This is a genomic window from Bacteroidia bacterium, assembly GCA_020852255.1.
In the GTDB taxonomy this organism is placed as follows: Bacteria; Bacteroidota; Bacteroidia; order JADZBD01; family JADZBD01; genus JADZBD01.
The window spans coordinates 167,477-188,606 of the sequence record JADZBD010000007.1 but is presented as its reverse complement, the minus strand read 5'-3'; the positions used below and the strand labels follow the sequence as shown (position 1 = coordinate 188,606).

Annotated in this window: 19 protein-coding genes and 1 tRNA gene; 11 read left to right on the top strand and 9 right to left on the bottom strand. The window is 47.5% G+C overall.

Annotated features, from left to right (window positions below; all coding sequences use genetic code 11):
• Positions 1–12: 12 nt before the first annotated feature.
• Positions 13–516, bottom strand: a complete 504-nt coding sequence (locus tag IT233_05465) for a nucleotide exchange factor GrpE (protein MCC7302070.1) — start codon at positions 514–516, stop codon at positions 13–15.
• 319 nt (positions 517–835) lie between these two features.
• Between IT233_05465 and IT233_05460 the strand changes: the two genes are divergently transcribed.
• Genes IT233_05460 through IT233_05430 form a run of 7 tightly spaced genes read left to right on the top strand, consistent with a single transcriptional unit; the run spans position 836 to position 9,096 of the window.
• Positions 836–3,505, top strand: a complete 2,670-nt coding sequence (locus IT233_05460) for a hypothetical protein (GenBank protein MCC7302069.1) — start codon at positions 836–838, stop codon at positions 3,503–3,505.
• Positions 3,506–3,508: 3 nt separating this feature from the next.
• Positions 3,509–4,702: a hypothetical protein gene (locus IT233_05455; protein ID MCC7302068.1), complete on the top strand. Its 1,194-nt coding sequence runs from the start codon at positions 3,509–3,511 to the stop codon at positions 4,700–4,702.
• Positions 4,689–5,222, top strand: coding sequence for a hypothetical protein (locus IT233_05450; protein MCC7302067.1), 534 nt, complete (start codon positions 4,689–4,691; stop codon positions 5,220–5,222). The genes IT233_05455 and IT233_05450 overlap by 14 nt, the downstream gene beginning before the upstream one ends.
• Positions 5,222–5,932, top strand: coding sequence for a TIGR00730 family Rossman fold protein (locus IT233_05445; protein MCC7302066.1), 711 nt, complete (start codon positions 5,222–5,224; stop codon positions 5,930–5,932). The genes IT233_05450 and IT233_05445 overlap by 1 nt, the downstream gene beginning before the upstream one ends.
• 3 nt (positions 5,933–5,935) lie before the next feature.
• Positions 5,936–7,117: an acetyl-CoA C-acyltransferase gene (locus IT233_05440; protein MCC7302065.1), complete on the top strand. Its 1,182-nt coding sequence runs from the start codon at positions 5,936–5,938 to the stop codon at positions 7,115–7,117.
• On the top strand, positions 7,117–7,887 hold the full coding sequence (locus IT233_05435; protein MCC7302064.1) for a C40 family peptidase: 771 nt from the start codon (positions 7,117–7,119) through the stop codon (positions 7,885–7,887). The genes IT233_05440 and IT233_05435 overlap by 1 nt, the downstream gene beginning before the upstream one ends.
• Positions 7,888–7,893: 6 nt before the next feature.
• Positions 7,894–9,096, top strand: coding sequence for an acyltransferase (locus IT233_05430; GenBank protein ID MCC7302063.1), 1,203 nt, complete (start codon positions 7,894–7,896; stop codon positions 9,094–9,096).
• An 86-nt stretch (positions 9,097–9,182) separates the two neighbouring features.
• On the opposite strand, the gene IT233_05425 is transcribed toward IT233_05430, so the two are convergent.
• Positions 9,183–9,259 (bottom strand) — tRNA-Pro (locus tag IT233_05425).
• 42 nt (positions 9,260–9,301) lie between these two features.
• On the opposite strand from IT233_05425, the gene IT233_05420 reads away from it, so the two are divergent.
• From IT233_05420 to IT233_05410, 3 genes are read left to right on the top strand one after another with little or no spacing between them, the layout of a single operon-like run.
• The gene (locus IT233_05420) at positions 9,302–10,225 is read left to right on the top strand and encodes an ABC transporter ATP-binding protein (GenBank protein ID MCC7302062.1); all 924 of its coding nucleotides are present in this window, start codon (positions 9,302–9,304) and stop codon (positions 10,223–10,225) included.
• Positions 10,225–11,373 carry an ABC transporter permease gene (locus tag IT233_05415; protein MCC7302061.1) on the top strand — a complete coding sequence of 383 codons (1,149 nt, stop codon included), beginning with the start codon at positions 10,225–10,227 and terminating at the stop codon, positions 11,371–11,373. Before IT233_05420 ends, IT233_05415 begins: the two co-directional genes overlap by 1 nt.
• Positions 11,374–11,377: 4 nt before the next feature.
• On the top strand, positions 11,378–13,357 hold the full coding sequence (locus tag IT233_05410) for a TonB-dependent receptor plug domain-containing protein (protein MCC7302060.1): 1,980 nt from the start codon (positions 11,378–11,380) through the stop codon (positions 13,355–13,357).
• Here IT233_05410 and IT233_05405 read toward each other — a convergent pair.
• The 7 genes from IT233_05405 to IT233_05375 are packed head-to-tail and all read right to left on the bottom strand — an operon-like array spanning position 13,341 to position 19,158.
• Entirely contained in the window at positions 13,341–14,726 is a 1,386-nt protein-coding gene (locus IT233_05405; GenBank protein ID MCC7302059.1) for an NAD(P)H-hydrate dehydratase, read from the bottom strand. The two genes, IT233_05410 and IT233_05405, sit on opposite strands and share 17 nt — an antisense overlap.
• Positions 14,723–15,304 carry a dephospho-CoA kinase gene (locus tag IT233_05400; GenBank protein MCC7302058.1) on the bottom strand — a complete coding sequence of 194 codons (582 nt, stop codon included), beginning with the start codon at positions 15,302–15,304 and terminating at the stop codon, positions 14,723–14,725. Before IT233_05400 ends, IT233_05405 begins: the two co-directional genes overlap by 4 nt.
• Positions 15,304–16,269, bottom strand: coding sequence for a hypothetical protein (locus IT233_05395; GenBank protein ID MCC7302057.1), 966 nt, complete (start codon positions 16,267–16,269; stop codon positions 15,304–15,306). The genes IT233_05400 and IT233_05395 overlap by 1 nt, the downstream gene beginning before the upstream one ends.
• Before the next feature lie 6 nt (positions 16,270–16,275).
• Positions 16,276–16,614 carry a preprotein translocase subunit YajC gene (yajC, locus tag IT233_05390; GenBank protein MCC7302056.1) on the bottom strand — a complete coding sequence of 113 codons (339 nt, stop codon included), beginning with the start codon at positions 16,612–16,614 and terminating at the stop codon, positions 16,276–16,278.
• A gap of 2 nt (positions 16,615–16,616) precedes the next feature.
• Positions 16,617–17,072 carry a DUF1573 domain-containing protein gene (locus IT233_05385; GenBank protein MCC7302055.1) on the bottom strand — a complete coding sequence of 152 codons (456 nt, stop codon included), beginning with the start codon at positions 17,070–17,072 and terminating at the stop codon, positions 16,617–16,619.
• Between the two features lie 25 nt (positions 17,073–17,097).
• A complete protein-coding gene (nusB, locus tag IT233_05380) occupies positions 17,098–18,045 on the bottom strand; it encodes a transcription antitermination factor NusB (GenBank protein ID MCC7302054.1) in 948 nt (315 codons plus the stop codon).
• A gap of 54 nt (positions 18,046–18,099) precedes the next feature.
• Positions 18,100–19,158, bottom strand: coding sequence for a Glu/Leu/Phe/Val dehydrogenase (locus IT233_05375; protein MCC7302053.1), 1,059 nt, complete (start codon positions 19,156–19,158; stop codon positions 18,100–18,102).
• A 112-nt stretch (positions 19,159–19,270) separates the two neighbouring features.
• Between IT233_05375 and IT233_05370 the strand changes: the two genes are divergently transcribed.
• Positions 19,271–21,034 carry an ABC transporter ATP-binding protein gene (locus IT233_05370; protein MCC7302052.1) on the top strand — a complete coding sequence of 588 codons (1,764 nt, stop codon included), beginning with the start codon at positions 19,271–19,273 and terminating at the stop codon, positions 21,032–21,034.
• Positions 21,035–21,130: the final 96 nt, after the last annotated feature.

The following is a 21,130-nucleotide window of genomic DNA, read 5'->3' as shown; positions in this document are numbered from 1 at the left end:
TTTATCAGCAGGCTATATCCCTACCACTACTTTTGCGAATCGGATAACCTTGCCGTTTAAATAATATCCCTTCTCCACACATTCAATAACCTTACCCTTCTTGTCTTCCGAAGGAGCCGGAATATTCGTAATGGCTTCGTGAATATCCGTATTAAAATCCTCTTGTTCCGCTTTAATCTCCTCTACTCCTTTTTGCTTTAGTGCGTTAAGAAATTTATGGTGGATCAGCTGAATACCCTCCACAAATTTTGGGTCCGAACTATTCTGGCCAACTTTCAGTGCCCGTTCCAAATCATCCAAAACCGGTAGAATGGCGGTAATCGCCTCCTCTGCCGCAAATTTCGCAAATTCGACCCGCTCCTTCAGAGAGCGCTTCTTAAAATTGTCGAATTCGGAATAGAGGCGAATGTATTTATCATTTATCTCCGCTAACCTCGTCTCAGGTGTAACATTCTGCTCCTCCACCGGAGATTGCTCCTCCAGAGGCTGACCCTTTTCTTCCTTTTGCTCTTGCATTCTATTACAAATTTTTTCCTTTAATTATCAAAATACTGACCATTGAGGAAAACATGACAAGCGGTCAAATATACACAGTCAAATTGTCATAAAGGCTAAAAAATGAGGGAGTTATAATCCAATTTCCGGCACTACAACCATATTAAAGAAATACTTTAAGTCAAGGCCTGAGTCCTGTTGAAAACCTCCGAATCAGTTATTAACAATGCCTCATTTTTGTGGATAATCCTTCCGGGTTCTGCACCCTCATTCTGTTAATTTAGCGGGGCAATGAAATCCGGCCTATAAGCCGGGTGAACCACCTAAATATCACCATTTTATGCTGAGCAGAATTGTAGTACTTAACTCCAAATTATATGGAAAAGCAGAGATTCGCATGGACGACTGCGATTCCCTGCAATTGGTTGGACCGAATAACATCGGGAAATCTACCCTCATCTACGCCCTCAACTTTCTATTCATTGTGGATGGGAATAAAATGACCTTCTCCGGAAACCGCCGGGGCGATAAAGACACGATCCACCACTATTTTCCTAGTCCCAATAACTCGTTTATTGTTTTTGAAGTCACCAAAAAAGGACATTACTGCATTCTGGTAAAGCGCGACAGCGAAGGTGAGCTGGAGTATTTCAAATTCGAAACTCCTTACCGTGAGGAACATTTCTTTGTGACGGAGAAAGGGGGACAACGACTCATGGACTTTGATGAGATCAAAGAAACGCTCTCCAACGAAGGGTTCCCTCCCATGCAGTTTCGTACCAAGACGGATGTTTTTAATTACGTCTACCAACGTGGAAGAAAGAACAATTCGGTGGTGTGGCTGGAAGACACCGTAAAAACGGAAGGCCTCTCGAATAATTTTTCCAAAGTTTACCGCTACCTGATCAATACAAAGCTGATCAATAATAAGTCGCTCAAGGAAGCACTCATCATTTCCGATAACAGGGAGAACGATAACCTGAATTTTTCCCAAAAGAATAAAAAAGATATCGCAGATCTACTGAAAATCAATCAGCAGATCCGTGCAATCCGGCATATTAAAGAAGATTTTCTGGCTTTCCGTGACAAGGTGAACCTGTACAACTCAAAAACCAATGTGGTCCGGGAACTTCTTTACGCATTTAACCATAATTACGCCAAAATCGTTCCCGAACTGGAACAAAAGGCAATTAAGAAAGACACCGACATTACTAAAGTAAAAACGGAGCTGCATGAAGTGTTGAAGCCAAGAGAAAATGAGCTGAACCAACGAATGGGAGAGAAGATCTCCGATGTACGGAATAAGGCGCAGTTCTTTGACCATCTCGACAAAGAACTTAAAGAGATCAATGCCTTTGAGCCGGAAAAGTTTTTACTGGAAGCGCTGGAGAACCTGGATAAAAAGAGAAAAGAAATCGAAGTGTCTGTTACCCAGATCGAGAATCAAAACTATACCGCAGACCAACTGAAAGGAAGGATTGCTGCCCTTGATGCTGAAATTGATCAGCTTGCAACGCAGATCAAGAACTACGAGGACCTTCTCATCAATCAGATTTCGGATCAGCCGGAAGTCCGGAAACTGATGAACTCGGTTTTTTCTGAACAAATGAAATCCCTGCCCGGCAAACAGGTGGTTTCCAAAATCACAAAAAAGGGTAAAACGCTTAAGATTTTCGACGGAGAAATTGACATTTCCAAAAACCTGGAGCTTGAAGAATTCCGGAGTGCGGAAGAAATCAAATCGGAGCTTGAATATAAAACCAAAGAAAGAGACAGCCTTCAGAAAATCTATAAAGTAGTGAAGGATCTTGACAAAGCTCAGAAGGATCTCACGCAGGTAAAATCAGAAATCGACCTGATTAACGAAAAGCTTCGGCGTATCCGGAATAAACCCAAGCTGGAAACACAGCTGAACAGCATCAAAGCAGAGCTGGATAAACTTACAGATGAGAAAAGTAAGCTGGAAAGGGAACTCTCCGATGTGAAACAGGAAAGCGTTAGAAAGGAAGAGTCATTGGATGAATTGCTACGGGAAAAACTGGCACTGGAGGAGCGCGCCCGTGAACTTAAGCACCAAAAGCTGGAACTTGAGGAAATGAATATCGAACCGGCAGAATACGAGAGCAATGAAGCACTGGAAGCGCTTTACAATAAAATCAAAGTACACCAACACGATCGTGCCGACCTCAAATCCAAAAAGGATGCAGCATTCCATGATCTGAGGTACCGAATCGACAGCAATATTGCCGACGAGGAACTCTTTATCAAATTCCTTGAGGAGGAAATTGCGTGTGTTGGCGACAAAGAGCGGAGTATCGACGGACTGCTGAAGTCCATATCCACACAATTCGCCAATCCGGCTTATACCCTCCTCCGCCGGTATGAAGAGTTCAAGAGTTATATCTACAATAAATTCAACTATGGTCTGAGTAAAACGCGCATCTCAGATATTGAGTCGCTACGCATCGAACTGGTCGACAATAAAAAGCTTCTGGATGAAATCAAAGCGATTTCTGTGATCCAGGAATTCACAGATCAGCTCATCCTTGAACTCGATCATGAAAGTGAAAACCTGAAGATCCTGAGTCAGTACCTGGACAATTCCAGAAAGATTTCTTTTGATGAACTATTTGATATAGAATTACATCTCGACATCAAAGGAACCATCAAGAAAGTGGATCTGGCCCATCAGGTAGAATCCGATGGTACGGACCGGATGATCCGCCTGGTGATCATCATGAGCATCATCAACCGCCTGGCCCTTCACGACACAGAGAACAAGATCGCCCTGTTTATTGACGAGGTAGCCACCATCGACAAACACAATCGTCCGGAGCTTGTTAAATTCTGCAGGCAGCATCAGTTCATTCCCATCTTTGCAGCACCCGACCCCGTTCCGGGCTTCAGCAAGTATTACATGATCTATCCGCAGAAGGGAAAGATCACGATCTCCGAGAATGTGAATGCCATTTACGGTGAACGGTCGCCGTCCTACGTCAACGAGAACTAAGCCATGAGGACCGAACCCAAAACCATACTCTATTTCCTCTGGCATTATTATGAACCGATCCAGGAGCTCTTCGACGCGCAGTCGCGTGATGGTTATATCCGGAAGGAAACCCTGAAGGAAATCTGCGGACGTCACGGGCACGATATCGAAGGAAAGCTCACTGAGTACAAGATCCTGAAGAATGTGAATACGGATTATGAATTCCGCACCGTGTTTTACGGGTTGCTGGAATTCATCATGAATGAATTCAAACCTATGCTTCCGGAAACGATCGAGAAGTATCACCACTCGATCTCAGAACTTTTCCGGAAAATCCGAAAGGGCGTACACGAGGAGAAGTTCATACTGATGCAGCGGCTGACGGACCTTACCTCGGAAACCCGCGATTTCTCTGAAGGTGTGGAAAACAATACCCTCAAGCTGCTCGCTAAGACCCGGGAGCTGAAGGCCAATATGGAAAAAGTAGATTACCGCGATAAGATCCGGAAGGCATCGGAATGGATAGAATATTATATCCTCCCGATGAATAAAATTCTGGATATCCACCATACGAGTTCCATCGCCAATAAGCTCTTCGAGATTGCCAATTTCGCTAACGAGAAACGATTACTGGTAAGTGAAGAACAAACACGCCAGGCCTTCGAAAAATTATATTACTTTCTGCTGCAGACCAACGACGATTTGCTGCGGCAATCGAAGATCCTTACCAATGAATTGTTACCGCTGATCGAGCGTATTCGTACGGAATCCATCATTCTTTCCGGATTCATCGAGTTTCTTAAGGATCCTTTCGATGTGCCTGTGCCTCAGATGCTCAAAACCTCACGCGACATGGTATACAATCGCCACATGGAGCTGAACGCTACAGAATTCTGGGAACAATTCGAACGGGTGGAAAAAGTATATATCAATGAAGCCGGAAGTGGCAAGCCTGCCTGGCTGTTCGACCGCGAAGCCTATAAGGATAAGCTGGACAAGTCGCTCCCCGTTGAGGATTTCTTTGATTTTCTCGGGACAGAATGGAACGAAAAACAAGAAGTATTCGACGAAGAAAAATTCTTTGCATTTACCACACTGCTGTTTGAGGAGGACTTGAAACTGGAGTTCCCCGATAAATCCTCCCAACACCGGATTCGGACCGAAAATATGACCTATCGTGTACCAAAGATCAAAGTAGACAAAAATGGAATATTCTAAGTATCACAAAACCATCGTGCAAAGCCTGCTTGACGGGAAGTTCCTGTTACGCAACGAGCCGGAATTCATTGAACTCCGCGAAAAGGAAGAATTTTATTCAGAATTCTTTAAGGCCTCTTTCGATTATGAGCTGAAAGTTACCACAGACTACTCCTACCTCATCAGTTCGGAAACAAGCGAAATCACCTCCCGCGATATCTGCATATTTTTTGCATTGATCTGCTATGAACTGGATCGCGACGGGAAGAACTTTATTGATGAGCTGAACTATGCGGAATTCGAAATCAGCCAGGTGGAAAATTACTTTGCCAATTCTGCTTATATTGATCTGATCCACTCCAACAAACAACTGAAGGATAAAGATTCCAGAAAAAACTTTATCAATATGCTCAGCCGTAGATCAATCATTGAAAAACGTTCGGAAGAAAAATTCACCTTCACGCCTGCGTATAAGGTGTTTATTGATTTTGCCCGCGACCTCGCCCGCAAAAGAATGGAGGAACAGCAACCCACAGCCTGATGTCGGAACAGGACGACAAGATCCGACGGGCATTCGAATCCAAGGACTGGAGTGAAATCAAAGCCCGGGATTCCTGGCAACTCTTCAAGATCATGGGAGAGTTTGTGGAGGGATTTGAAAAGATGGCGCGTATCGGTCCCTGCGTCTCTGTTTTCGGATCCGCCCGTACAAAGCCCGGCACCCGCTATTATAAGCTGGCAGAGGAGATCGCCTATAAACTGACCAAAGAAGGCTACGGCGTAATCACCGGCGGAGGCCCGGGTATTATGGAAGCGGCCAACAAGGGCGCACAAGCCGGCCAGGGAAAATCCGTTGGACTTAACATCGTGCTTCCCTTCGAACAAAAACACAATCCCTACATCGATTACGATAAGCTGATCAGCTTCGATTACTTTTTTGTCCGCAAAACCATCTTTTTGAAGTATTCGCAGGGTTTTATTGCCTTGCCGGGTGGTTTTGGAACCATGGACGAATTGTTCGAAGCCCTCACGCTGGTTCAAACGAACAAGATCGCTCACTTCCCAACTGTACTGGTGGGAAAAAAATACTGGCAAGGACTTCTTGACTGGATCCGCAATACCATGTTGAACGAGGAAAATAATGTAAGTGCGGAAGATCTTGATCTTTTTTCCATTGTGGATACGGCCGATGAGGCAGTTAAGGTTATCGCTGATTTTTATTCCAAATACACACTGAAACCAAACTTTTAGTTTATGGCAAAAGAAGTATTCATAGTTAGCGCGGTTCGTACTCCTCTTGGAAGTTTTGGAGGTTCTCTTGCTTCTGTACCTGCACCCCGCCTGGGGGCTGTTGCAATTAAAGGAGCGTTGGATAGAATCGGGCTCGCTCCCGGCGAAGTACAGGAAGTCATCATGGGCTGTGTCATACAAGCCAACCTGGGACAGGCACCCGCCCGCCAGGCCGCCAAATTTGCCGGGCTTCCTGATCATGTTCAATGTACGACGGTCAATAAAGTATGCGCCTCGGGGATGAAGGCCATTATGCAGGGCGCACAGTCCATTTTACTAGGCGACGCCGATGTGGTGATCGCAGGAGGAATGGAGAATATGAGCCAGGTTCCTTTTTATCTGGACACCATGCGCTGGGGAAGTAAATACGGAAATGCCAGCGCCATTGACGGCCTTGCAAAAGACGGGCTCACGGATGTTTATCATAATTACGCCATGGGAGTAGCTGCAGACCTGTGCGCCAAAGAATGCAATATCTCCCGGAAAGAGCAGGATGATTTTGCCATCGAATCTTACAAACGATCCGCCGACGCCTGGAAAAACGGAAAATTTACTGCAGAGATCGTTCCCGTCGGTATTCCTCAGAAGAAAGGAGATCCGGTATTTTTCAAGGAGGACGAGGAATACAAAAGCGTAAAATTCGACAAGATTCCAGAGTTACGGGCAGTGTTCAGTAAAGAGGGAACAGTTACAGCCGCTAATGCCTCCACAATGAATGATGGTGCTGCCGCTGTGGTGCTCATGAGTAAAGAGAAAATGGAACAACTCGGATTAAAGCCACTCGCAAAAATCCGGGGTTATGCTGATGCAGAACAGGCTCCGGAATGGTTTACCACTACCCCCTCGCTCGCTGTGCCCAAAGCGGTAGCGAAAGCGGGTTTAAAAATGGAGGATGTTCATTTTTACGAACTCAATGAAGCGTTTTCGGTGGTAGGACTGGTAAACATGCAAAAAATGAAACTGGATCCGAAAAAAGTGAATGTAAACGGCGGAGCCGTTTCCCTGGGGCATCCACTCGGCTGCTCAGGGGCACGCATCGTCGTTACACTGCTCCATGTACTTAAGCAGAACAATGCGAAGATAGGCGCAGCCGGAATTTGCAACGGAGGCGGAGGCGCCAGCGCAATGGTAATTGAAAGCCTGTAATGTATGTAGTTTCAACCCTCAGCATTGTCCCCGTACGGAAAGAACCTCGTTCCCAGTCCGAACTTGTATCACAATGGCTCTTTGGTGAAACAGCGGAAATTCTGGAGTCAGGTAAAGAATGGCACAGGATCCGGATCACCCACGACCGGTATGAAGGCTGGATAAACAGTGCGCAAGCAACCTCCCTCTCCCACTCACAGTTTCTGGATATTTCTACCCATCCTGTATGCCTTTGCAGCGGAATTACCGGTATGGTCAAAGACAGGAAGCTTACACAGGAATATCCCGTTACGGCCGGCTGTCTTTTGCCAGGACTGATTGCAGGGAGTTTCCTGCTTGGCGAAAACATTTATTCATTCCAGGGTGATTTTCACCAGCCGGAAAAACCTGATCTCAGTGAATTTCTTCCTTATGCAATGAAATTTATCCATGCGCCTTACCTATGGGGCGGACGCACTCCCTTCGGCGTAGATTGCAGCGGCTTTGTACAATCCGTTTACCGGTACTGCGGCATTCCGCTACCGCGCGATGCCCGGCAGCAGGCGGAGTTCGGAGAGGTGTTAAGTTTTTTAGAAGAAAGCAAAGCAGGCGATCTTGCATTTTTCGATAATAAAGACGGAGAAATCATTCACGTGGGAATCCTGCTATCCCCTGATCGTATTTTACATGCTTCTGGCAAGGTGAGGATCGACAAGATCGATCACCAGGGAATCTTTCAAGAGGAACTCGGGAACTATACGCATCATTTACGTGTCCTAAAGAGGTACTGACCTGCCATGATGCTGCTCCCGGACAACCAGAACAAAATAGGATACCTTGAAGGTTTGCGGGGATTAGCGGCTCTGGCCGTGGTTGCGCACCACTTTATGCTGGGATTTTACACCGCTGCCTACGACGGGAATCCCGAAAGAGCACATACCGAAGGGCTGGAACTATGGTTCTATTCGAGTCCACTCAATGTCATCGCCAACGGAAATTTCTGCGTCATGATCTTCTTTGTGCTGAGCGGGTTCGTGCTGAGTCATAAATACCTCAGCCAGGGGGATTTTTCCATTCTTACGAATGCAGCCAAACGAAGATACTTCCGGCTTTTCATCCCGGTAGGATTTACCCTGCTCCTTTCTTTTATTCTCCTTCGCCTGAATGCCTATAAACACCTGGAAGTATCCGTAATCGCTCACTCTGAACCATGGATGGGAACTCTCTGGCGCATGGATCCTTCCTTCGGCACCTGGCTGGAATTTTTCTTTTACCGGGTGATGTTTCAGGGATGGCATGATTATGACACCTCTATGTGGACGATGTCAAAAGAGCTTTACGGATCCTTTCTGGTATTCGGATTGCTGGCAATAACCCATAAACTGAAATCAAAAAATATTGCCTTCCTGGCAGCTATCATCCTGGCCTTCTTATTCGACATGGATCATTACATTGGCTTTTTTGCCGGCATGATGCTTTTTTCTCTTGAAAAACTCGCGCTAAAGTCGGAAGGTATTCTTTCCCGCACGGTTCTGCCCTGGACACTCATGGCAGGCGGTCTGCTGCTCGGCTCCTTTCCGTCGCTCGCCTGGGCGTATATGAGCTGGTGGGATTTTATAAAGAATCAGGCTATTTTGGATCACTTCGTTTTCATACACTCAATCGGCGCAATAATGGTGGTTGCGGCGGTTATCATGAGCCCGATCATGCAAAAGATCCTGGGCACAAAGCCGTTGCTTTTCCTGGGTAACATTTCATTTTCGCTTTACTTGCTTCATCCCCTCGTACTGGGTTCTTTCGCCTCCTCGTTCTTCCTGGATCATCATCTCGACTGGGGTTATAATAAAACCGGACTGATTACATTTATTCTCTATCTCTTGCTGTCGGGCCTACTCGCATGGATCATGACAATCACCGTGGATCGCTTCAGTATTCACTTTACAAAGAAGCTCTTTAAAATGGAGACGGTAAAGAAGGTAAAGGGCAAGAAGAAGAAATAGCCTTCACTTCTGAAGGCTATTATCTGATGTGGTTGGAGTGGCCGTCATTCGCTTGACTCACGATGACAGAACCTCCTCCTGAAAATTGGTCGGGGTGGCCGGATTTGAACCGACGACCACCAGCACCCCATGCTGGTACGCTACCAGGCTGCGCTACACCCCGAAAAGGACGCCAAAAATAGTTATTTTTACCATATAAGCGATTATGATCTCTGTACGGCATCTTAGTAAATCCTATAACAGCAATGTCGCTGTGAGCGATATCAGCTTCGATATACGGCAGGGAGAATGTTTCGGGCTGCTGGGACCAAATGGCGCGGGGAAAACCACAACCCTTTCCATACTCAGCACCTTAATCCCGGCAGATGCCGGCTCGGTAAGTGTGGCTGGCTTCGATATAAAAACACAGGCCCCGGAGTGTAAAAAAAGCATAGGGGTTGTACCCCAGGAAATTGCACTTTACGAAGAGCTGACCGCCTGGCAGAACCTGCTATTCTGGGGAGGACTCTACGGTGTAAGCGGAAAGAAACTTCGGGATCGCGCGGAAGAAATCCTGACGCTGGTAGGTCTGAGCGACCGTCGGCATGATAAAGTCAAGACCTATTCCGGAGGTATGAAAAGGCGCATCAATATCGCTGCTGCGCTTCTCCATCATCCACATATCCTTTTCATGGACGAACCCACCGTAGGCATTGACCCGCAGAGTCGTAATCTGATTTTTGAAGTGGTGGAAAAATTCCATAAAGAAGGTATGACCCTGATTTATACCACCCATTACATGGAAGAAGCCGAAAGACTCTGCGACCGCATTGGGATCATAGAAAGCGGAAAACTCATAGCGTGCGGAACAATTGATGAACTCAAGGCGCTGAGTCCTGTCAAAGAGAGCATAGATATTCAGCTGACCAACCTGACGGGGGCTGAACTGGATCACCTAAAACTAGAATTTCCCTCACTGATTTACGCCGGTCAACTGATTACGCTTCCGTCGCACAGCGTAAAAACGGACCTGGGGAAACTCGTGCTGAAATGTTCTGAACTGGGCCTGGATATTATTCAGGTGGAGATTAAAAAAATAAATCTCGAATCCGTATTTCTTGCACTCACCGGAAAACAACTTCGTGACTGATGTTTAAGCTCGCTCTAAAAGACTTACGGTTAGTACTGTCCGACAAACGCGGGATGCTGCTGGGATTCGCACTGCCCATCGCCCTGATCTCGCTGTTCGCTTATGCGTTCGGCGGGGTAGGAAAGTCTTCGCCTGCTCCAAAACCCAGAGAGGTAGTGATAGCTGACGGAGACAGTAGCCCATTCAGTAAAATGCTTATCCGGCACATTGATTCCATGCCTGAATTTACCGTATTGCAGACCACCTCCGACTCCGCGAGGGAGATGGTGAAAAAAGGTGAACGAGCCGCGGTTCTGCTGATCGGACCGGGTTCCGGTGATTCCATAAGCAGGAAGAATTTTCCCGGTCTGGAGTTTCTATACGACGAAGCAGAGGGGCCTTCAACAACCATTCTTCAGAGCGCCCTTTATAATACCCTGGCTTCAATCATTGAACCTTTACTTATTCCCGACTCTATCCGACCCTTAAACCTTCAGCCGCAGCATCGAAAAACCTTCATCCGGTCTGTACCCGTGGTGGCAGAGCAGGGAAATTCTCCCGGCCTCATACAGGCAGTGGCAGGAACCTCCATCATGATGATGCTGTTCTCTGTTTCCGCAATCGGCGCCGGGCTGCTGGACGAAAAAAGCGAGGGAACATTAAAGCGGCTGCTGTACTCTCCGGTAACACCCAACGGCATCCTGCTTGGAAAAATGCTTTTTGCCAATATTATGTCAATTGCCCAGCTCACGGTCATGTTTCTCTTCGCCTGGGTGGCATTCGGACTTCAAATTATTCCTGTGATCATTCCAACTTTTCTGATGATTCTCTGCACAGCCTTCGCCTGTTCATCATTTGGTGTTTTTCTCGCTTCACTGGCACGGACACGTGTGCAGGTACAGGGCCTTTCCACGCTCATTGTACTCGTGATGAGTGCCGTCGGCGGGAGTATGGTTCCAAGTTTTGTGATGCCGGAGTTCATGCAGAAGATATCCGTTCTCTCCGTGAACTACTGGGGAATACAGGGATTCTACGATATTTTCTGGAGACAATTATCCCTTAGCGATCCGGTTTTTCTGCAGCGCCTGATTGTACTGCTGGTCATAGGAGGGGTATTCAACGGAATTGCGTTAATGCTTTTCCGTAGGAATCTGTTTAACCTTCACTAGAGTCATGAATAAGCATACGGTATTTCTTTTAAAATCTACTCTTGTTCTCTTCTGTTTGAACCCTGGTGGCATATTGCATGCACAGAATGATTCGATCCAGGAAATGGAGGAGATTGTAGTGGAAGGAACCCGATCCAGCAAGAGCATAGCCGATATACCCACACGAGTGGAGGTGCTAACAGAAGAAATTGATGAGTCAGCAACAATGGATCCCAGTAAGATTGCGCACCTTTTGACCCACAGCACCGGTATCCAGGTTCAGACCACTTCAGCTGCGTCTAACACCGCCAATGTCCGGATACAGGGACTCGACGGAAAATACACCCAAATCCTGAAAGATGGGTTTCCACTCTACGGAGGATTCACCGGCAGCCTGAGCATTATGCAAATTCCCCCGCTCGATTTGCGACAGATAGAGTACATTAAGGGTGGCGCTTCCACCCTATATGGCGCCGGAGCAATAAGCGGTCTCATCAACCTGATCAGCAAGGATCCAATGAAGGAAGAACACCTGCTTCATGTGAATGCTTCACATGTGGGCGCATTCGATTTGAATTCATATGTCAGCCGGAAAAAAGGGAAAATAGGCTTTTCTATTCTTGCCCAACGAAATTCCCACGCCATGTATGATGTGAACGGAGATGGTTTCACTGATCTTCCAAATCTGGTAAAATACAACCTGAATCCCCGCCTCCGGTTCAACATTACTGACCGGATTCACCTGGTTGCCGGCGCCACCTTTACAGACGAGATAAGAAAAGGTGGCGACACCCATCTTGTACGTGGCGAACAACCAGATTCTCTGCATTTCTTCTTCGAAGGCAACGATGTGAAGCGTGTCACATCACAGCTGAAACTGGAGTGCCTCACGGTAAAGGATCGCGTATGGACACTTAAAAACAGCGTTTCACGGTCCTACAGGGACATGAACAGCCGCTTCGCACCATTACAGACGACCCGTTTTACCGGGATACAGCTCTCTTCCTTTTCTGAGGTTACCTACGGTGGCAAGTGGCCAAACACCACCTTCATCGCCGGAGCGAATGTTTATACACATGAATTTCGTGAGCTCCGTCCCGATTCCTTTCCTGCGAGAGATGAAGAAAGTATAACCCTTGGTGCATTCGTTCAATTTACTTATACTCTCTTCAAGAAAATTCACGGTGAAACCGGCATGCGTTTGGATGCGCAGTCGAACAGAGAATTATTTTGGCTACCCCGGTCATTTTTTCTGATTAAATGGACGGAGAACATTACCACTCGTTTCGGAGGAGGAATGGGTTATCGCACGCCCACGCTTTTTAATCAGGAAGCCGAGCAGATATATTTCCGGAACGTGTTGCCTGTCAGCGATGCGGAGCTGGAAACCGAGATGTCTGCGGGAGGAAGTATTGATATTGGGATGAAATTTCCCATAGGTAAACATTACTTTATTTCCTTCAACCAAATGTTTTTTTTAACAAGGGTTAACCGGCCGCTCCAACTGGCCGATACCGGTTTTCATTCCGGGATTTACCATTACAAAAATTTCGACGGCATGGTAAGGAGTCATGGTGCTGAAACTTTTTTAAAATTCGGATTCTTTAAATTTGTCTTTTTCGCAGGCTATACCTATACCAACGCATTTTTACTTTCTGAAAATTCAGGTTACACGACACTTCCCCTCACCCCGCAGCACAGTCTGAAAGGCGATCTGCTTTATAGCTTGCCCGGCAAGTGGCGTATAGGTGCTGATTATGAATACAAGGGCGCCCAGAAATTGTCCGATGGGCGCACAACACCTGGCATCTGGACCTTCGGAACGGTAGTGGAATACACTTACAGGCAGTATACCTTTTTTGGTAATGCAGAAAACATTACTGACGTACGGCAAACAAGGTATGAAAACATGATCCGTTCGCCCCATTTCACCCCACAGTACACAGAAGTTTGGGCACCGCTGGATGGGTTTGTGTTCAATGCGGGAATCAAGCTAAGGCTTTAAACGCATCTCCCAGGTGGGAGATCACATCACCCGGTATTAACGCCTCCTCCGATGAGGCATTGACTGCAATATCAGCCGCCAGACCGTGGAGATACACACCGAAAATCGCTGCATGTGAAGGAGGATAGCCTTGTGCAAGCAGTGAAGTGATAATACCGCTTAGCACATCTCCGCTGCCGCCTTTGGCCAACCCTGGATTACCCGTTGCGTTAAACCACACCGTTCCGTCTGGCAATCCAATCCAGGTATGCGCTCCTTTTAAAACAATTACGCTGCGAAGCCGCACCGCCTGTCGTATCAGCTGATCCAAACGTTTAAGGTCGTCCGGTTCTGCACCAAAGAGCCGGGCGAATTCTCCCGGATGAGGAGTAAGTATTGTGCCGGCTGGAATAAATGCCAGCCAGGTGGGATTAGCGGAAAGAATGTTCAGCGCATCGGCATCCAGCAGCAGAGGCACGGGGCATTCCTGAATCAATAATTTTATAAAAGAGTTTGTGTCCTCTCCGGTGCCGATACCGGGCCCCGCACCCACAGCCGTCTCATTTACAAACCGGATACGGCCGGAAAGACAAGTAACGCCAGTGTCCGCATCAACAATGGCTTCCGGAAGAGCGGTTTGAATCACCACCTTTTCACCTCCGGGAATTCGCATGGTCAGCAACCCGGTTCCTGAGTGAAGACAAGCCCTACCCGCCAGAATTGCTGCACCCATCATCCCTTCCTTTCCGGCGGCGATCAATGCATGTCCGTAGGTTCCCTTATGGGAAAACTTTTCCCTGGGCTTGTAAATTTCTTTCACTGACCTCTCATCCGTATAATAATATTTCGTCCGGACAGTATCTATGAATCTCTGATGAAGTCCAATATCTATCACATGTATCTTGCCACAATATTTCCCTGTGAAGGGCAGCATCATGGATAGTTTCGGGCACTGAAAGGTGAGCGTGTGGGTGGCCCATACAATATGTTCCGGGTCGCCTGCACCGTTGTCATCCGCAAAAAGTCCGGAAGGAATATCAATCGCTATCACCGGCTTTTTGCTTTTGTTAATCGCTTCTATTTGTTCGGCCCATTTTCCTTCCGGGGGGCGGGACAATCCGGTACCAAAAAGTGCATCAATTATCACTTCTCCGTTTTCGCCTACTTCCCTGCCGGCTTCCTTAAGCATATGTATTAACACTTTCCCATCGCCCCCATTATTCCCCGGACCGCAATACACCGTAAATTTTCTGACAGAAGAAAAATGGCGGACAATCCATTCGAAACACTTCCCGGCAGCTCGCTCCATGAGTGCATCCGGACTTACCGGTTCATGCGCGATCGTATACGCATCAGCTTCCCGGATTTGTGATGCACTGAGAATTTTCATTTTTTTCGCCTGAACTGTTCGTGAAGATGAAGCACCTGCTCCAGTACCGGGCAGCCATCGTTCAGAATCACGTACTGTGATTTTGCCTCCCGTTGCGCGTCCGTCCACTGGTATTTCATACGTGATCGAACTTCTGTCTCACTTACACCGTCTCTCTTGCATACACGGGTGATTCGCTCGGATTCCGGACAGGAAACCGTGATCACTTCATCTACCTGCGCATCGGCTCCACTCTCAAACAGTATGGCCGCTTCCTTGATCACATATTCAGACCGTTGACGAGCCACCCATCCGGAAAACGCCTTCGCAGCAACAGGGTGCATCAGTTCATTCAGTTTGTTCAGCATTACATTATCCGCAAAAACGATGGCCGACAGCTTTTTGCGATCAACTTTCCCGTTATTATCCAGCACCTGGTCTCCGAATAACTCCCGGATCTTGCTTAAAATATCCCGGTCATCCAGGTGTTTTTTAGTTTCCTCATCCGCGTTAAAAACCGGCACACCCAGAGCGGCAAATGCTTTCGCCAGCGTACTTTTTCCGCTGCCAATACCTCCGGTTAGACCGATTTTTAACATCACTTTAATTTACGAAGAATAAAATCAACACGTTCCGGTGTACAGCGGAGGCTGCGGATTTTCGGGTGCGACGTAAGCAGGGTTACCTTCGCCTTGTTCAAATTCTGACCGGCGATTTCATTATAATCTACGGAGGCCGTGAACATTGCCGCATCCACCTCTTGAAGGAGGGAAAAAGGAACCAGGCACTTAACATTAACGGTTTTAGGCACCGGCTTGAAGGAGCGATCCGGGGGAAGATTTTTGACCGATACAGGAACGGAGAATTCCTTTTCTGTGAATTTTTCCAAAGTAAACTGGATTGTCACTGAATCCGTTTCCGGCACTGCATTCTTCTCTGGCATATCCAGCCGTACCCTTAGCGCATTACGACCTTCCTGACCCCTGAGGGGTACTTTCACAGTATAAATCTCGGAACCCATCACCGAGCCTCTCACCAGCACCGAATCAGGAGAAATACGAATACTATCTGCCACGGCAAGATTTACACCCAGCTGAATTTCTCCTTTAAACCGCACTTTCATCCACTGGCCCTCTCCCCGAATCCGCATAATTTTCAGTGTATCGGGCTGTATACGGGTTACCGCCATTCCGGAACCAAACTGCCGCGAAAACTGTTTGGCCAGCATGGTACCCGGCAAGAAATAAAACAACTGATTCTGTGTGATCCGTGCTCCAGTAAGATCAATGCGAACCGAAGCGTGCCCCGGGTCGCGGAACATCAGATTAAAGCCAGTAGCACTGAATTCAACCGACAAGGTATCGGGCAATGTACTCCGGATCACATCGGCCGGAAGATGAGTATATTCAACATGAAAATACCGGCGTTCTACATAACTTTCAGAGAGCGAGATAACCACCCAGAGCATACAAGCGATGAGCAGGCATACAAGAAAAGTGATGGCGCGCCGGTTGAGGCGCAACTCGCGGGCTGGATGCTTTTGTACCGGCCGTTGGGTTTCCAATCGGGTCTATTTTTTCGCGTCCTTCCCTTTACCCTCAGCAAGGGCTTTGGTAGCTTCGGGACTTACGGCAGATTTTTCGTAACGAATCTTCACCCCGCTGTCCACTTCCACCAGTATGGTGGTGTCGGCCACTTCCACGATGGTGCCATGGGCTCCTCCAATGGTTACGATCTTATCACCCTTCTGAATTCCGTCGCGGTACTTCTGTGCATCCTTTTGTTTGCGCATCTGAGGGCGGATCATAAAAAAGTAAAAAACCGCGAAAATTAACAACAGAAAGATCAGGGATTGCATTCCTCCCCCTCCGCCGCCGGCAGGTGCCTGTAAAAATACTGTGTAGAACATATTCATTTTTTATCTTCCGCCTTGATCACATTCACCCGGAACTGAAGGATCTTTGTGTTCGGCTGGCAATTGGTTACCACGGTCACTTCTTTTTTCTGAAAACCTTCCCGACCCTGGCTATCGAAGGTTACAGAGATATACCCTTCTCCTCCGGGAGGGACGGGCTTGGCCGGAGGATCCGCTACCGTGCAACCGCAGCTGCCTTTAGCGCTGGTGATCACAAGGTCCGATTCTCCGGTATTGGTAAAACGAAAGTTATAGGTTACTTTTTCTCCGTCTGTCACCGTTCCGAAATCATGCTCCGTATGATCGAAACTGATCACCGGCAATCGTGTGTTTCCAGAACCGTCAGTAGGAATGTTAACAATATCTGTATCCACCCCTTTGGACTCTTTCCCGGGTTCGCAGGAAAGTAAAAACAGGAACATGGCGCAAAACAGAAAAACGAACTTATTCATCAGTATACAAAGGTAGGGCAAAAGATCAATCTATCAAGCCCCTGCCTTCCTTTTTAATCAGCTCAGAAGCGCGGAAATCCTGAACCAGCTTATCCAGAATTCCGTTAATAAATACTTTGCTTCGAGGTGTAGAGAACATCTTAGACAGCTCGATGTACTCGTTCAGTGTTACTTTGACCGGGATGCTGGGAAAATAGAGAAGTTCGCTAATCGCCATCTTCATAAGAATAATATCCATCAGGGCAATCCGGTCAATTTCCCAGTTGCGGGTTTTTTCGCCAATTAATTTTTCGTGAGCAGAGGAATGAATAATGGTCAGCCGGAATAACTGGAGCATAAACTCCTTGTCCTCCTCCTCATTCTTAAAGAGCGTCAGCAGGGGTCCGCCTTCGGGATTGGCCGGATCAAAGAAGTTCACGGACTTAATCGCCATAGAGGTCCAGAAATCCAGTTCGTCCGCCCAAAAGATCGTTTTATCCTCCATTGCATTTTCAAGCGGTTCAAAGGCGGCCACCTGATTGCGAAGAAGCTCCGAAACAAACCGTTTATCTTCAAAATGATCGCGGAGACCTGAATTCATGTATTGTTCATAAGCCGGAGAAGAACGAACATTGTGCCATATTTTCCTTACCAACTCCGCGTCATTTTGCCAGGAAATCCCCATCTCCTTATTCTTTCGTTCCAGTTCCTTGTTCGATGCAATTTGTCGTATCACCATATTCTCGGTAAACTTCCGGTTAGGGTTCAGGTCATCGGGTCCCGGAAGCAGTCTGGTTTTTGCATCCTCCATCGACCGCTCAGCCTGAAAACGAAGTTCGATCAGGAGCGTAAGTAAATAGAAATATAATTCAAATGATTTTCTTACGCCGGTGAGAAGTTCACGCTCTCCTCTGGGAAGATCGTGATCACCCGACTGAAAGAAGGCGTACAAGGCCTGTAATACCTTGACGCGGAGTTGTCTCCTGTTTAACATTCCTGGTCTCTAACTTTGGCCCGGCACCTTACGGTGCCGGAAATAACAAAAAAGCTACTTCCCGCTCAGCCGCTCCTCCGCCAACCGGTTCGCGGCAAGATAACTGGGTATCTTTTCCCGTTCCGCGATTGCGAAGATCTTCAGTACCGTATCATAAATCCCTTTCGCCTGCTCCATCACCTTCTCCCTGCTCACTCCCGTAATTTCGGAACATACATTCATCAACCCGCCACCGTTTGCCACATAATCCGGGGTATAAATAATTCCTCTCGCTTCTATTGCCCTTCCGTGAACGTTTTCCTCCGCCAGCTGATTGTTAGCCGCCCCACAAATGATACTGCACTTAAACTGTTCTATGGTACGATCATTCACCGTTGCTCCCAATGCGCAGGGAGCATAAATGTCCGCATCCGTCCCAAAGATATCATCCTTTCCCACTACCTGCACCTTAAATTTCGACGAAACCTCTCGAATTCTGTCTTCAAAAATATCCGTAATGCTCACTATGGCGCCTTCGTGCATGAGGTGTCCGACCAATCCTTCGCCCACATGACCCACCCCTTGAACAGCCACCTTCTTTCCTGCCAGCGAATCACTGCCCCATCTTTTCTTTGCCGCAGCCTTCATCGCCATATAAACGCCATAGGCTGTTACGGGTGAAGGATCACCTGACTTTCCGGGCAGACCGGTAACATGCCTGGTTTCCCGGGATACATGAACCATATCTGCTGGTCCTATTCCCACATCCTCCGCAGTAATATACCTGCCGTTCAGGCTTTCAACAAATTGTCCGAAACGACGGAATAGCTTCTCCGATTTCATGCTTCGGCTATCGCCAATAATAACCGCTTTGCCCCCGCCCAAGGGCAGTCCTGCCACCGCTGCTTTATATGTCATACCCCTGCTCAGGCGCAGGGCGTCTGTAAGCGCCTCTTGTTCATTTGTGTAATTCCACATCCGCGTACCACCGAGTGATGGTCCGAGCCGCGTGCTGTGAACTGCAATGATGGAGCGTAATCCAAGGGCATTGTCGTTGCAAAACAACACCTCCTCGTGATCATACGTGCCCATCTGAGCCAAAACTCCGGCCTCCTGTTGCCTCGTTTTATCCATAAAATCCGAATTGCCAGCCCTTTGGGAAGGGATCCAAATGTACTCTTTTTTTATCCCGACTACCGCGCCTCCGTTAGCAATTCTTATCTTTATCCCTCATTTTGAGCACAATATGAAGGACCTCCGCTCACTGAATCCGTATTTTTTTCGCTATAAGTGGCGTCTGCTCCTGGGCGTTGTATTCGTAGGCTTATCCAATTTCTTCGGGGTGCTCCTCATTCCTAAAGTAGGCCTAGGTGTTGATCTGGCCCAGCAGGCCTTGCAGGAAAAATTACCTGAAGGGGAGCTCAGCACCCAACTGCTCACCCTTGGAGTGACTGTAATTCTGTATGCGGTGATCTCCGGTGTTTTCATGTTCCTGATGCGACAAACCATCATAGTGATGTCGCGCATGATAGAATATGACATGAAGAATGACATCTTCACCCATTACCAGCGGCTGGACACAGGCTTTTACAAAAGGAACAGTACCGGGGACCTGATGAACCGGATCAGTGAAGATGTAAGCCGGGTACGAATGTATATAGGTCCGGCGATCATGTATCTGGTGAATACTACGGTAACACTCATCACCGTCATTTCATTTATGGGAACAGTAGATATGGCCTATACAGCCTACGTTCTTCTCCCGCTACCTGTACTGGCATATGTAGTGTACAAAGTGAGCAACGTAATTAACCGCAAAAGCAATCTTGTTCAGTCGCGTCTTTCTGATCTCTCCACGCATTCCCAGGAGACCTATTCCGGAATCCGCGTGCTGAAAGCGTTTGCGCTGGAAGACGAAAACACAGAACGTTTCCGTGTGCGCGCAGATGATTACCGGACTTCAGCACTTTCTTTGGCAAAAACGGAAGCGTTTTTTCAACCTGCTATGATCCTGATGATCGGATTGAGCACCCTGCTGGTGGTTTATATCGGCGGACTTGAGACCATTAACGGCAATCTCAGCGGCGGAAAGATTCCTGACTTTATTTTATATGTAAACAAGCTGCTTTGGCCTGTCGCTTCCCTGGGCTGGGTTACATCACTCATACAACGAGCAGCTGCATCTCAGGTACGGATTAACGAATTTCTACATACGGCTCCAGTGATTTACGACCGGAAGAACGCGGTGCAGCAATTAGAAGGGGATATATGTTTTGAGAATGTATCTCTGCGCTATCCTGACTCCGGTATAGAAGCACTAAAAGGCATTTCCTTTCGGATTCCGCAGGGGAATTCGCTGGCTATTGTGGGAAGGACGGGCTGCGGAAAATCAACGATCGCAGGACTTCTGGTCCGGCTTATGGAGCCTGACTCCGGAACAATTTCGATTGGGGCCCACGACCTGCGGGATATTCAGCTTGGAGCCCTCCGGTCAGGGACAGGTTACGTGCCTCAGGAAGTTTTCCTTTTTTCAGATACCATTGCCAACAACATCGCCTTCACATCCGGAAAAATTCCGGACCGCAAGGCGGTTGAACAAGCCGCAAAAGATGCTGTGATTCACCAGAACATTTTGGAGTTTCCAATGGGTTATGAAACGATGGTCGGAGAACGGGGCATTACGTTGAGCGGCGGACAAAAACAAAGGGTTTCGATCGCCCGTGCCATCGTGAAAGAACCGCAAATTCTGGTATTTGACGATTGTCTCTCGGCGGTTGATACGGAAACAGAGGACCAGATCCTTAAAAACCTGGACCGCGTAATGAAAGGAAAAACCACCCTGATCATTTCTCACCGGATCTCATCAGTAAAAGGTGCGAACCACATCCTGTACATGGAAGAGGGCAAAATCCGGGAGGAAGGCTCACATCAGGAACTGCTGGCGCTGAAAGGCCGTTATTACGATTTACACCTCAAACAACTGCTGGAATCAGAGAAAAACCCTGTTTAGGCATAAAAAATCACGTTTTTTCTCATTTTTACCTAAAAATCAGGGCTTTGGAATTTGGTTATGTCCCTGCTTCTATGAATATTTGCTAGACCAAAC